The sequence below is a fragment of the Cryptobacterium curtum DSM 15641 genome, from assembly GCF_000023845.1.
Classification (GTDB): domain Bacteria; phylum Actinomycetota; class Coriobacteriia; order Coriobacteriales; family Eggerthellaceae; genus Cryptobacterium; species Cryptobacterium curtum.
In genome coordinates this window covers 1416856-1430628 of record NC_013170.1, presented here as the reverse complement: position 1 = coordinate 1430628, position 13773 = coordinate 1416856, and the positions used below count along the sequence as shown (strand labels likewise).

At 51.4% G+C, this 13773-nt stretch carries 11 protein-coding genes and 1 riboswitch; of the genes, 7 read left to right on the top strand and 4 right to left on the bottom strand.

Annotated elements, in window-relative coordinates:
• Window position 1 precedes the first annotated feature (1 nt).
• The 3 genes from tgt (at window position 2) to CCUR_RS06255 (ending at window position 4720) form a co-directional block, all read left to right on the top strand.
• Complete coding sequence (tgt, locus tag CCUR_RS06265; RefSeq protein WP_015778805.1) at window positions 2-1150, top strand: tRNA guanosine(34) transglycosylase Tgt; 1149 nt, start codon at window positions 2-4, stop codon at window positions 1148-1150.
• Between the two features lie 319 nt (window positions 1151-1469).
• A complete protein-coding gene (locus CCUR_RS07435) occupies window positions 1470-4403 on the top strand; it encodes a protein translocase subunit SecDF (RefSeq protein ID WP_015778804.1) in 2934 nt (977 codons plus the stop codon).
• On the top strand, window positions 4400-4720 hold the full coding sequence (locus tag CCUR_RS06255) for a hypothetical protein (RefSeq protein WP_015778803.1): 321 nt from the start codon (window positions 4400-4402) through the stop codon (window positions 4718-4720). The genes CCUR_RS07435 and CCUR_RS06255 overlap by 4 nt, the downstream gene beginning before the upstream one ends.
• A 91-nt stretch (window positions 4721-4811) precedes the next feature.
• Here CCUR_RS06255 and CCUR_RS06250 read toward each other — a convergent pair whose 3' ends face one another.
• Genes CCUR_RS06250 through CCUR_RS06235 form a run of 4 tightly spaced genes read right to left on the bottom strand, consistent with a single transcriptional unit; the run spans window position 4812 to window position 8082 of the window.
• Window positions 4812-5621 (bottom strand): energy-coupling factor transporter transmembrane component T family protein, encoded by an 810-nt coding sequence (locus CCUR_RS06250; protein WP_015778802.1) that lies wholly within the window; start codon window positions 5619-5621, stop codon window positions 4812-4814.
• Window positions 5618-6652 carry an energy-coupling factor transporter ATPase gene (locus CCUR_RS06245; RefSeq protein ID WP_015778801.1) on the bottom strand — a complete coding sequence of 345 codons (1035 nt, stop codon included), beginning with the start codon at window positions 6650-6652 and terminating at the stop codon, window positions 5618-5620. The genes CCUR_RS06250 and CCUR_RS06245 overlap by 4 nt, the downstream gene beginning before the upstream one ends.
• On the bottom strand, window positions 6645-7496 hold the full coding sequence (locus CCUR_RS06240) for an energy-coupling factor transporter ATPase (RefSeq protein ID WP_015778800.1): 852 nt from the start codon (window positions 7494-7496) through the stop codon (window positions 6645-6647). Before CCUR_RS06240 ends, CCUR_RS06245 begins: the two co-directional genes overlap by 8 nt.
• 1 nt (window position 7497) lies before the next feature.
• Complete coding sequence (locus CCUR_RS06235; RefSeq protein ID WP_015778799.1) at window positions 7498-8082, bottom strand: ECF transporter S component; 585 nt, start codon at window positions 8080-8082, stop codon at window positions 7498-7500.
• Window positions 8083-8087: 5 nt separating this feature from the next.
• Window positions 8088-8269, bottom strand: a riboswitch (FMN riboswitch).
• A gap of 290 nt (window positions 8270-8559) precedes the next feature.
• Between CCUR_RS06235 and CCUR_RS06225 the strand changes: the two genes are divergently transcribed.
• The 4 genes from CCUR_RS06225 to CCUR_RS06210 all read left to right on the top strand — a co-directional run bounded on the left by CCUR_RS06225 (window position 8560) and on the right by CCUR_RS06210 (window position 13767).
• Window positions 8560-9978: an alanine/glycine:cation symporter family protein gene (locus CCUR_RS06225; RefSeq protein WP_041225667.1), complete on the top strand. Its 1419-nt coding sequence runs from the start codon at window positions 8560-8562 to the stop codon at window positions 9976-9978.
• Between the two features lie 242 nt (window positions 9979-10220).
• On the top strand, window positions 10221-11000 hold the full coding sequence (aroD, locus tag CCUR_RS06220) for a type I 3-dehydroquinate dehydratase (protein ID WP_015778796.1): 780 nt from the start codon (window positions 10221-10223) through the stop codon (window positions 10998-11000).
• A gap of 178 nt (window positions 11001-11178) precedes the next feature.
• The gene (locus CCUR_RS06215) at window positions 11179-12057 is read left to right on the top strand and encodes a shikimate dehydrogenase family protein (RefSeq protein ID WP_015778795.1); all 879 of its coding nucleotides are present in this window, start codon (window positions 11179-11181) and stop codon (window positions 12055-12057) included.
• 27 nt (window positions 12058-12084) lie between these two features.
• Complete coding sequence (locus CCUR_RS06210; protein WP_015778794.1) at window positions 12085-13767, top strand: response regulator transcription factor; 1683 nt, start codon at window positions 12085-12087, stop codon at window positions 13765-13767.
• The last annotated feature ends 6 nt before the right edge of the window (window positions 13768-13773 follow it).

Genomic DNA, 13773 nt, shown 5'->3' with positions numbered 1-13773 from the left:
CATGAGCCTATTTGATCTAACGATTGATGCACAAAGCGGTCATGCACGTGCAACCACCTATCAGACAGCGCACGGTTCATTTACAACGCCGTTGTTTATGCCGGTTGGTACGCACGCCACGGTAAAGGGCATTATGCCCGACATGCTCAAACAACTACAAAGCCAGGTTGTTCTTGCGAATACCTATCATTTATATATGCGCCCTGGTGTCGATGTCGTCGAAGAAGCGGGCGGCGTTCAAAAATTCATGCATTACGATGGACCCATGCTTACCGATTCAGGCGGGTTTCAACTGTTCAGTCTTGATCACATGATGAAGGTTGATGGCGACGGCGTTAGTTTTCAAGCGCGTGATTACGACGGCAGCCGTCATCGGTGGACACCTGAAGCTAACATGCGCATTCAGGAGCGTTTAGGTGCCGACATTGCGATGCAGCTTGATCAGTGCATTGGCTATCCTGCCGAAAAGAGTGCGGTTGCGGCGTCGACAAAGCTTTCGTGGGAATGGGCACGTCGCTGTTGTGATGCCCATGTACGACCTGATCAAGCGCTTTTCGGTATTGTGCAGGGTGGTATGCACCTTGATCTTCGACTGGAAAGCGTCAATCGGCTGGCTACCATTGATAAGGAAAGTCGCAACCAGGGAGGGCGCGGCTTTCAGGGCTGGGGTATCGGCGGATATTCAGTGGGCGAGCCACATGATGTCATGTTTGCAACGCTTGGCCAGGTTGCTCGTTCGCTGCCCGACCATATGCCGCGCTATCTCATGGGCGTGGGTAATCCAACAACGCTTGTGCGCGCGGTGCGTGAAGGGGTGGACATGTTCGATTGTGTGCTGCCCACGCGCACAGGACGCATGGGAACGGCGTTTTCGAGTACGGGACGCATGAATCTACGTAATGCACGTTATACGCACGATTTCACGCCACTTGACCATGAATGTACCTGCCCAGTATGCACGCAATTTACCAGGGCCTATATTCGTCATTTGGTTAAACAGGGCGAAATGCTCGGTGGCATTTTATTGTCGATGCATAACATTTATTTTCTTACCGATTTGATGCGTCGAGCACGCGAGGCTATTTTGGCTGATGCTTACGAAGAGTTTTACGCTGCATGGATGGCAAGCCCTGCCGCAAAGGACTATTAGGTAGATATCTTTGGGTGGGTTTTAGCCCGAACTTCTAGAAAGAGATTCTTACATTCATCTAGACATGTGCGGCTCAATATGAGAATGAAAACTCAGTGTTTGAATGAGCTTTCAAATTAAGTGTCGAATTAAGCAATGGGCAGCGCGCATCAGGTAATTTTCCTGCAAGACTGCAAGGTTTCCTTAGAAGAACAATAGTGATATGGCATAATGAATCGGATTGTATGGGAAAGATGCCAAGATGCTGCCAAGCTTTCAGGCGGCATCGAAGGCTTTGTTCGTGCGGCAAAAGTCGCGCTACCTATTTTGAAGGACTAACATGACCGAGAGCACACGCAAGAAACGTAAGCATACAAATGGCAACGATCGCCGCAATGTTTGGCTTCTTATTCTGACAACACTGCTGGTAATTGGCTCAGTCGTCATGTTTATGCCGCCACAGCAGAAGATTAACCAAGGTCTTGATATTCAGGGTGGTCTTTCGGTGGTGCTTACCGCAAACAGCACTACGGGCGAAGCGGTAACCAGTGAAGACATGGACATCAGCCGCGACATTATTGAATCGCGTGTGAACGCTCTTGGTGCTTCTGAAGCGACCGTACAAAAACAGGGTTCCAATCAGATTCTTGTGCAGATTCCTGGTTTATCTGATACGCAGGAAGCGCTCAATACCATTGGCAAAACCGGCAAACTTGAGTTTGCACGTCTTGATTCCTTCACCGACGAAGATGTTCGTCAAAAAATAGAAAACGGGCAGCTTACCCAGGGTTCAACGACTGTTTCCGACGCTTATGGCAATCAGTTACCCGCTGAAACAACTCAGCCACTTACGGTAGAAGAGGGCACTTACACGCCCATCGTTACGGGAAGCAATATCGAACGCGTTACGGTGGATCGCGCTAGCAGTGGCGGTGGCCTGTATTATGCCGTTAATCTTCAGTTGGATGCCGATGGCACGAAGGCTTTTGCTGATGCCAGTCGTGATTTAGCACCAACCCACGGAAAGATCGTCATTATTCTTGATGGTCAGGTAAATTCTGCACCTGCTGTTCAGTCCGAAATTACGGGCGGCAAAGTAGAGATTACGGGCAACTATACGCAGGATCAGGCTAATGGACTCAAGACTGTTCTTGAAAGTGGATCGCTGCCAGTAAGCTTTAGCTATGCTCAAAGTCAGACCGTCGGCCCAACCTTGGGTCAGGATGCTCTGTCGAGTGGTGTGCTGGTGGCGCTGGCAGGCTTGGTGCTCGTTATGCTCTATCTGCTTGTGTTCTATCACGGACTGGGCATGATTACAGCTGCTGCTATGGCAGTGTTTGCTGTGCTCTATCTTGGTTTACTTGCCACGCTTTCCCATTTTGGACTCTTCAGCCTTTCGCTTGCTGGCGTTGCGGGTATCGTGTTGACCATTGGTATGGCTGCTGACTCGTCCATTCTGACGCTTGAGCGTTTCCGCGAAGAAATACGCTTTGGGCGCAGTATCCGCGCTGCTTCCATTACTGGTGTGCGTCACGGTATTCAGACCTCTATCGACGCCGACCTGGTTTCGTTGGTCACTGCTCTTTCACTGTTCTTCTTGGCTTCAAGTGGGGTTAAGGGCTTCGGACTCACATTGGCGCTGGGAATTATGTGCGACATCGTGATGATGTTGCTGTTTAAAGCACCAATCATTCGTTTGCTTGCTCCTCATGCTATTGCCAAACATCCAGGTTTCTGGGGTGTGAAAGACTCCCAAGCGGCTTCAAAGGTGTATGGACGCCTTGCAGCTGCCGAGGGTGAAATGGTGGAAACGGCTGTTTCAGCTGAGGCTATCAATTCTGCCGAAAGTGAAGCGTACGCTTCTCGCAAGGGTGGTGCCGAAGGAACTGAAGCAGCGCAGGCAGCTTCGAAGGTTCGCGGTCGCTTTATTAAGCATGATATTAATTTCCTTGGAGCACGAAAGGTGTTTCTGAGTATTGCGGCTCTTGCTATGGTGCTGTGTGCTCTGGTTATTGGCGTGCGCGGGCTGAACCTGGGTATCGAGTTTGTTGGTGGCACCAGCATTGAGTTTAACGAAACGGGCAGTGTAACAACTGACCAGGTGCGCAGTGCTTTTGCTGCTGCGGGTGAATCGGATGCGGTCATTCAAACGACAGAAAGCAATGGAGAACCTGGGTTCATTGTGCGTATTGCCAATACGGATGCTTCAGCAGCAGCTGGCGCAGCCACACAGGTTGCGCAGTCTCTCAATCTTTCTACCGATAGCTTCCAGGTAAGCACCATTGGTCCCGATTGGGGTGCAAGCATCATTCAGTCGATGGTTATTGCCCTACTGGTGTCCTTTGTCCTGATTATTATCTATATCGCTATCCGATTCGAATACAAGATGGGCATCACTGCTATTATCGCCCTGTTACATGACATCATCTTGGTAGTGGGTGTGTATGCGCTGGTGGGGCGTGAAATTAACCCCAACACGATTGCTGCGCTGCTGACTATTCTGGGTTATTCGCTCTACGACACCGTAGTTGTGTTCCATCGTATTAGCGACAACATGCAGCATTCAGAAATCAAGTGCACATTTATGACCATGGCTAACCATTCGATGAACCAGGTGTTCATGCGTTCAATTAATACGACGCTAACATCGATCATCCCAGTTTTGGCCATGTTGCTGTTTGGCAGCGAAACGCTCAAAGACTTTGCATTCGCTATGACCATTGGTCTGCTTGCGGGCGCGTATTCATCCATTGCCATTGCCTGCCCCTTGTTTGCCATTTGGAAAACACGTGAACCGAAGAATGTGCGACTTGTTAAGAAGTATGGCGCTGCAATTATGCACTTTGAATTTGCACGTGGTGCTTCATCGGACGTGGCTTCGGCTGGTCAGAATGTTGCAGATAGTAGTGCAGCTGGCGCACGCAATGCGGCAGCTGATAAGCAGCAGGAAGCTTCTTCTGAAGAAGCGCCGGCAGCATCAGGCGGCAAGTCGTCTCGTGAGGTCTCTCATAAAGCATTTCAGAGTAACGCGTCGGCACAGGGTGGACAGAACGGCACTTCATCTGCTCATTCTGAGGGTGCTTCTGCGTCGAAGGCGAAAAGCGGTCGCGTGAGGTATCGCAAAGACACAGCACATAAGAAAGCTGCTTCGGGGGCGAAGCGTGATGCACAAAGCGAATCGGATAAGGGCTTGGGTGCTCCGGACATCAAAATTGTTGACCGAGAAAAATTCGACGATCTGGGTGCTGACGCGACCGGTAAGGAAACTGAATGAGAACAGGTAGTGCCCCGAATTTTGCTCCGCCTGTTGAAGAGGGCGCGGTTTTTACGTTTGAGGATGAATCAGGCGTTGAAGTCGCGCTCGAGTTTCTGGGTCTTTTGCTGTTTAACGAAACGCGCTACGGGTTTTTCTTTCCTGTTAGCGATGATGCGCCGGCGCTGTCATCCGGCGAGATTGTGGTACTGCAAGTAACAGAGCTTGATAGCGAAGGTCAGCCGACTTCATTCGAGATGCTCGATGATGAAGCAACGGCGCTGGCTGTTTACGAAGAGTTTAAGAAGGCGGCAAAAGGTCTTTACGACTTCGAATAGCTGTTTTGAGTGGAGTATAACTACTTCGAGTAACTTGCCGATATCTTGCGTTAGTTTTGTCTATTTGCTCGTTTGCAAGCGCTTCCGGTCTTTAGTGCGCCAGCAAAGTATTTGTTGCAATAACACTGATAAGCAGCACAAACACGAGGATAGTACCCAGCGTATCACGTTGTGTATACTGCATCGGTTTGAGTTTCGTACGCCCTTCGGCTCCATGGTAGCATCGAGCATCCATGGCGGCTGAAAGGGTATCAGCATGTCGAAATGCGCTGGTGAATAACGGAACCATCAAACTGGTTAGCATGCGAAGGCCAGCAGCGGGCGATTGTTTGCCGACGTGTGCCCCGCGTGAGATTTGTGCAGCGCGGATAGTCCGCCATTCCTCGATAAACTGCGGGAGAAACCGCAAAGCGATTCCCATGATCATGGCGCATTCATGGGCGGGAAATCCCACCCGTCGCAATGGGGCGAGCATTGCTTCAAAGGCATCGGCGAGATCGAGCGTAGCGGTTGTGAGCGTCAATAAGCTTGCCGCGAAAAGCAGTTCGGTTAAACGCAGTCCCAGAAACGCCGCGTTATGCAGTCCCAACTGGCTTATTTCAAGAGGCCCTGTTTGAAAATAGACCGGTCCTCCTTGCACAAAAAACATGTTCAATAGCGCAGTAATAACTACGATAAAGGCAAGGGGAGCAATGGCTTTGAACGCTTGCTGAAAGGGGATACGAGCGATCACATAGAAGAGGATGATATACAAGGCGCAAACCCCCAGGGCTGTAAAGCTGGCAGCTGCAAAGATAGCAATCATTACAACAAGAAGTGCCGTTAATTTAATGCGTGGATCCATTGCATGTACGGGGCTGTTGGCTGCCCAGTACTGGCCAAAGAGAGCATTCTGCGTCATTGCTGGGTGCCCTTCCTTTGAGCAAATGCCGCGCCCTCTCCTGTTTGAACGGGATTTTTCCGAAGAGTTTCTGCAATGCAGTCTGCAAGTGTCTCAATACTAAAATCGCCCGTCGGCAGAGCGATCGGCATGCCAGCTGCCTGGAGCTTGCGAGCAATACGAGCAGTGGAGGGGAGCGCGAGTCCAACCTGATTCAATCGTCCCTCGTCGGCAAATACTTCTGCTGGTGTCCCCAGCGCAAACAGGCGCCCCTTTTCCAAAATGAGCACACGATCGCACAGTCGTGCCAGGTCATCCATGTTATGGCTGACCATAACCACCGTCAGTCCTTCGCTGGTATGCAGTCGTTCGATTAAAGCCAGAAAGGATGCGCGTGATTGCGGATCGAGTCCGGCGGTTGGCTCATCAAGCACTAGCACGCGAGGCCCCATAGCGAGTACACCGGCGAATGCCACCCGCCGCTGTTGGCCACCCGAAAGCTCGAAAGGGCTTATTTCACGCAAAGCGTTTGCATCAAGCCTCACGACCTCCATGGCGCGTAGATAACGCTGCTCAATCTCGGCGGCATCAAGTTTGAGATTGCGCGGGCCAAATGCAACATCTTCGAAGACGGTTTGGGCAAACAGTTGCCGCTCTGGGTACTGAAAGACAATCCCAATCTGACCACAGATGTCGTCAGGTGCATTTTTCCCGTATGGTTCGCGTCCATCTATCAACACCCGTCCTTCGGTGGGAGAAAGCAACCCATTCATGTGCTGGATAAGCGTGCTTTTTCCACTGCCGGTATGCCCAGCTATGCCAAAGAACTCCCCGTCGTGGACGCTAAAGCTGATGTCTTCAAGTGCCCAGATAGCGGCAGGATCGTTTCCCCAAGCGGGCTTTTGAGATCTAGACAGGAATATGTTTTCGCCGTGCTTAGTGGCTTTGGGGGATTCTTGGCGCGCTGTATGAGTAGATAAGCGGGAAGGCTTCTTTTGCTTCCGGTTTCGAGGAGCCTGATACGAATAGGAAACCTGATTAAACTCAATCATGGACAGCCGCACTTTCATGAGCAAGCGCAGCAAGGTGCGCTATGATTTCGTCTTCATCTACCGATGTGGCAAGTTCAATACCACGCGCCTGTAGTGCGCGGCAAAGCTTTACGGCAAAAGGAGCCTCAAGGGAAAGATGGGCAAGCTCGCTGTCGCGGGAAAGCACATCGGCGGGGGAGCCTTGCATAAGGGGGTGCCCATCCGCCATCACAACAATACGATCGGCTTCGACAGCTTCGTCCATAAAGTGGGTAATCATGATAATGGTCATGCCGGCTTCATGGAGAGCGCGGCAGGTTTTCATCAACCCATGCCGCCCACGCGGGTCGAGCATAGAAGACGCTTCGTCAAGCACGAGTACACGCGGTTCCATGGCAAGCACTCCAGCAAGTGCAATACGCTGCTTCTGTCCACCGGATAATGCACTCGTTTCGTTCTTTTCGTACCCTTGCAAGTCGACAAGCTCAAGTGCTTTAGTTACTCGATTTCGCAGTTCAGATTGGTCAACACCCAAATTTTCGGGTCCAAAAGCTACATCATTTTCGACAATGCTTGCGACAATTTGATCGTCAGGGTTTTGAAACACCATGCCCGCAATACTGCGGATAAGGTAGGTGCATGACGGATCGGCGGTGTCGTTACTATCAATGAGTACACGCCCGCTATCAGGGGTAAGTAGCGCATCGATGTGTTTAGCGAGCGTACTTTTTCCGCTTCCGTTTCCTCCGAGAATAGCGACGAATTCTCCCTGCTCGATGGAAAGATTTACTCCATCAAGTACAAATGACGTACCGTCGTAGGTGAATGCGACGTCCTCGAAGGAAATAAACGGAAGCTTCTGCATGCTACGAACGGCCCTTTACCTGGTTTTTCTTAGGAGTAATAAGGTTCGAGATGCTTTTATACACGATAACGGTCAGCACGGAATTTAAGCAGGCTTTCGCCAGGTTGAAAGGCAACAGAGCGGGTACAACAAGGGCAGCCACTGCTTCGAAGGGCATACCCAGGTAGAGCGGGTCGATAATTAGATTGCTGACAATGGCAGCAATGAGTGTACAGATAATGCTGACGATCAAACCGATAATGGCACCTTTGAGCGTGCGATTTTTCCGATAGAGCGCAGCAGAAGGAACCACCATCGCTGCTACCACAATACTGGTCATCAGGGCACCTACCCAGTCTGCCATGATCATCCCATGAATAAGAGCGCTGATCAGGCCACAAGCTAATCCAGCTGCCGGTCCAAAAGCGAAGCCTGCCACCATAGCTGGCATGCATGAGGGGTCGTATTTCAACCAGGCAATACCAGGGATCAGGGGAAACTCGACAAAACTCAAAATGACACTAATGGCACAAAGAAGTGCGAGCGTCACGAGAGTTTTCGTCTCCCATTTATTAGTATTGTGGATGGATGCATACTGCTCAGACATATGATCACCTGCCTCTTTCATCCGGACTTTAACCGTTGGCTTCGGATTTTCACCGAATCAACCCCACCGCGAACCAACGCGGCAGGGCTCGCGGGCTTATCGGTTCATGCGCAGAGTGCGCATCGCAGGCTGTTGTCTGCGCCGAATGACCGCCAGTGGGGAATTTCACCCCGCCCTGAAACAGCGGGGCAATTCTAGCACGCTCTTCTTTACAGGGAAAGTCCTTTGCAGGAAGGTATTGAATTTAAATGAGGCAGAATTTTCTGGTATTTGGTTTGATGAATGGTATAGCGATATTCGCTCTACCAATTACGACTATGAAAACGAGCGAACTTTCATGAAACCCTTTTTCTTAATGCTGAGTCATTTTGGATTGGAGATGCGGCTGAGGTTGAAACTTTAGGTGAGGTTGAGACTTTAGACTTTATTTTGCACTTGCGCTGCAAGGCAGGGTCGATGCGTTATATAATCGCCCGCATGGATATAATAGCTATTCTTAATCAAATTGATGCGGTGGTGTGGGGCCCGGTAATGATCTGCCTGCTCTTGGGCACGCACATCTTTCTTACCATTCGCACGGGCTTCATTCAGCGCAAGCTTCCCCAGGCCATTAAGATGTCGGTGGTGGAAGACCCCGATGCTGAAGGTGATGTTAGCCAGTTTGGCGCCCTTGTTACCGCCCTGGCTGGCACCATTGGCACTGGTTCGATTGTGGGTGTGGCGACAGCTATTATCGCCGGTGGCCCTGGTGCTATCTTTTGGATGTGGCTGACGGGTGTCTTTGGTATTGCGACGAAATACGCTGAGGTTTATGCGTCGGTTAAATACCGCGTGAAAGATTCGAGCGGCGAAATGCTGGGCGGTGCGATGTACGCGTGGGAGCGTGCGTTTGCGCGCGCGGACGGATCAACCCCCTGGTGGGCACGTTTAGGGGCTGTGGCATTCGCCCTCTTTGCCGTTATTGCAACAATCGGAACAGGATCTGCCGTGCAGTCGGCGGCTATGACGGGCATTATTGAGTCAAGTATTCCTGGTTCTCCTGATTGGCTTATCGCGCTTATTATTGCTCTTGCGGTCGCGCTCGTTATTTTTGGCGGGGTGCGCTCTATTTCGACTGTCTGCGAGAAGCTCGTTCCCTTTATGGCCGTGGCGTACGCCCTTGGCTGCATCATCGTTCTGGTTTATAACGGTTCTTATGTGGGGCAAGCACTTTCGACCATCCTTGATTCTGCGCTGACGGGTCGGGCTGCTTTTGGTGGTGCTGTGGGATCAGGCATTATGGTGGCACTTCAATTTGGTTGTGCACGCGGTCTCTTTAGTAACGAGTCTGGTTTGGGTACAGCTCCCATTGTGGCTGCGGCAGCTGCTACAAGAAACCCAGCTCGACAGGCACTTATTGCCATGACGGGCACGTTTTGGTCAACGGTTGTCATCTGTGCTATTACCGGTTTGGTTATGGTGTCAACTCTCCTGGCAAATCCTGGCATTATCGAAGGTGGCGGCATCAAAGAAGGGGCTGCGCTCGCCAGTGCAGCATTCGCGACAATTCCGTACGTTGGTACCCCAATTCTCGTGGTGGGTATGGTCAGTTTTGCCTATTCGACAATTCTTGGTTGGAGTTATTACGGCAATCGGTGTGTTACGTATCTGTTTGGCCGCCGTGCTATTCGTCCCTATCAGGTGCTGTATGTGGCGGTTGGCTTTTTGGGCGCGCTGGGCGTTGGCGATATGGTGTGGACCATTTCTGATATTGGCAATGCGCTCATGGCGATACCGAACATCATTATGGTGTTGCTGCTTTCGGGTCTTATTGCACGCGAGACAAAGCATTACGTATACGAAGACAACTTAAACGAACCCGATCATACCGAGATTCCTACTATTCCAACAAAATAGAGTGCTTTACAGGGGTTTCTCGATTAAGAGTGACCATGCTGAGCTCATCTGTGGGTGAGAGGTCTTATCGGTTTATCTGTAGGGTCACAGGCGGTATGGTCACCTACAGTGATCGTAGAGAATGTGGTTTCGCAGCTGAGTTGCGGAAGACAAGGCGTAGCAGTCAGAGAGGACAAAACTGTAGCGATCACAGAAGCTATCTTGTTTGTTAAAGGGAAACCGGCAGAAAGAGGAAAATAGCAATGAAGCCCTTAATTATCAAAGAGATTCCTCTTGGGGTGGGTGCACCTAAAACAATTGTCCCGCTTATGTCAACCCAGCAAGAAGATCTTGCTGCTCAAGCACGCTGCGCCGTGCAGGCTGGGGCAGATTGCCTTGAATGGCGCATCGATTTTCTCGATGCACACGTTTCTCCCTCTGAAATTGTTCATCAAGCGGCAGCGCTTACAAACGCATATCCCCACAATCCCGTGCTGGTGACCTTCCGATCGAAAGAGCAGGGCGGTCAGGGGAGCCTATCATCACAAGATCAGGTAGCGCTGATCACCTCTCTTATCGATGAGCACGCAGCCGATTTAGTTGATATTGAAATAGGGCTGGGCGAGCGCGCGGTGCGCTCGCTAACGAAGGCTGCACGCGAGCAAGGCGTGGCATCGGTTGTTTCATTTCACGACTTCACGGCAACCCCGCCATCAGACGATATTGTGGAATTAATCAGGCAGATGCGCACATGGGGTGCCGATATCGCAAAGGTTGCAACCATGGCGCGAGCTCAGTCTGATGCGTTTGAGCTAATGCGCGCCACTGCGGTCTGTGCTCGCGCGGACGAAGGGCCGCTTGTGGCAATGGCTATGGGGAAGGAGGGTGTTATCACGCGACTTGCGGGTGAAACATTTGGTTCAGCTTTAACGTTTTGCTCGGTGTCAGGGACATCGGCTCCGGGCCAGGTGGAGCTGGCTGAAGCGCGCAGGATTATCAACCTGCTGCATGATGCACTTGCGCATGACGAGCTTGCTGAATAGGTGAGCGCACCATGTATGCGGTGCCACGAGTACGGCTTTGCTCTGTAGAATGGATGTATGTACCGAACCGGTTAAAGGTCGGTCGAGGGCTATAAAAAGCACCTCAGAAGAGGGTACATAGATAGAAAGCTCGCAGAGAACGATTCAAGTGGGGCAGTCAAATCGGAAGGAGACAGCAATGGTTGAGAAGTCGGTATCGATAAGTGGGTCAACTCATATGGTCTGTCTGCTGGGTAAACCAACCCATCACTCATTGTCTCCTGCGACACATAACCTTTCATTTGCGCAGGCTGGTATCGATGCTGTTTACTTGTGCTTCGATATCGAAAACGACAATCTTCCAGAAGCTCTTGCAACGATGCGCGCCCTTGATACCTGGGATGGCGCCAATCTGACAATGCCTGCGAAACAAGCAGTGGTTCCCTTACTTGATGAATTGGATGAAGCGGCGCAGCTTATGGGCGCGGTGAATGTTGTTTCGTGCCGGAATGGCATACTCAAGGGGTACAACACCGACGGCGTTGGCTTCATGGAAAACGTGCGTAAGCACGGCGTGAAGGATAAGGGCGCGCATATGGTTCTCATTGGTTGTGGAGGCGCCGGTTCTGCCATTCTTGTTCAGGCTGCTCTCGACGGCGTTTCAACAATTGATGTCTTCGTGCGCCTGGGCGGTGGAAGTGAAGACAATGCTCGTCGACTCGCGAACCCTCTCCATGATAGGACGGGCTGTTCAATAGCGATTCATTCCCTTGCCGATGTGCAAACGTTGCAATCGTGTGTGGCGCAGGCAGACATTCTGGTTAATTCCAGTTCGGTCGGTATGGGAGAAGCCTCAACGGAAACCCCGGTGCCCGCCGATTTTCTACAATCTGGTATGGCGGTGGCCGACGTCGTATATTTTCCTCGCGAAACGCAGCTGCTCAAAGATGCGCGAGTGTGTGGGTGCACGACTATTGGTGGCTTGGGTATGTTGATTGAGCAAGCGGCAGCTGGCGAAAAGATATGGTACGGCATCGAAATGGATACCGATCTTATCGAGCGAGAACTGTACCGATAAAAGATTAGTCGGAAGGTTGATCGCGGTATGAAATCAGGGCGTATTTCAGCAGGTAACGCATGGCGTATGCCATCATTTGCCCAGTTGGGATGGGGGTTTTTACTCGCCTGGGTATTCTGCATGTTCTACACCGATATCGCTGCGACAATTGTGGGAGCGGTGGACTTGCAGGGGCAGGCAAGCCTATCGGTGCGAGGCATGCACCTGTTGCTGCCGGTCGGTTCGACCATTGTTGTGTTGCTGGCATTGATTGTTTTGGAAAAACGCACTGGCCTAGTTACCTCTCACAAAGCGTTCGTGATTATTACCGCTCTATGTGCTTCAGTGGCATCACCGCTTGTCCACGTGCCGTCTTCGCTGGGGCTTGACGACGGTCTCAGCGGTGTTCTGTTTATTATTGGCGCAGTATGCACAGGTGCGGGGAGTGCGGTTCTGTGGGTTATCTGGGGCGATTACTATTCTCGGCTTTCCCGCGATGAAATTGAGTTGTTTGCTCCAGCCTCTGCCTTGCTTGCTTCGGTTGGTATCGTGGCCGTTTCAGCTATGAGTGGTGTGGTGGGTGCAGTGTTTGTGGCGGCGCTTCCGCTGGCATCGTGCTTGTGCTTCTACTGGGCGGAGCATGAAGATCGACAAAATAGTCGCAATCGTTCGGTCGATTCGTTTTCTACAGGCAGTCAGAGTGTTCACGAAACGGCGGGTAGTCAGCTGACTGAGCAGCCCTTCAGGGCCCTGCGCGCTATGGGGCGAAGTGGATGGGGCATTCTTGCGGCCTGCTTTTTTGTCTGCGTTGAAGGGGGCTTTTGGAGTGCTGGCGATGTGACGTCGGTGCAGGCGGTCATTGTGGTCAGCGCGCTTGTTATGGCAGTTGTTGGCTTGGTGTCTATTGCGGGGCCACGGAGAGTGTCGGTGTCATTTGCGTTTCGATGGCTTTGCCCCCTGCTGGTAGCTGGTTTTGCATCGATTTCCCTGTTTGGGGAAGGTTTAGGGTCGTTTCTTGCATATGGTGCTTCAATTGCCGGACGATTTGCCTTTTGCGTGATTACCCAGATGTACTTCGCGCGATTTGTGGCATCAGGTCAGGCTACCGCCACGCAATCGTACGGATGGGGTTGGATATTCGTTCATGTGGGCGATGCCCTCGGCCTTATCTGTTTGCTTGCGTTAGGTGACGGCTCCTTTGCTGGTATGGTATTTCCCGCTTCGCAGGTAGCATCGGTCTGCGTGATCCTTTTGGTTGTTGTGGCTATGTGTATGATGGGTGACGAGCGCAGTGTAGCCTATGCGTTTGAAGATCGCCTAGAAGTTATGCATCCTGTACCTCTGCGCAATCTTGCATTTGCATCTGCCAAGACGGCTTCGGAAAACGGACCGACAGTAGCTTCAAAAGAATCCTCAGCGATAGCGGGGGAGCAAGTGAGCACGACAGCGGGGGAACAGAAAATAGTGGATGTGCCGATTCAAGATGGATCCCCGCAAGAAAACACGCCACAAGAATCATTTGACGAGGTGATTGCACGTCTTGCCGCCGAGTTTTCACTGACACCGCGGGAAACAGAAGTGTTTTCCTTGCTTGTGCGCGGGCGATCGGTTCCCTACATTCGTGATGAACTGGTTATTTCACGCGATACGGCAGCTACCCATGTTAAGCATATTTACGCAAAAGCTGGTGTACATTCGCGGCAAGAATTAATCGATCTCGCCATACAGTAGAGACGT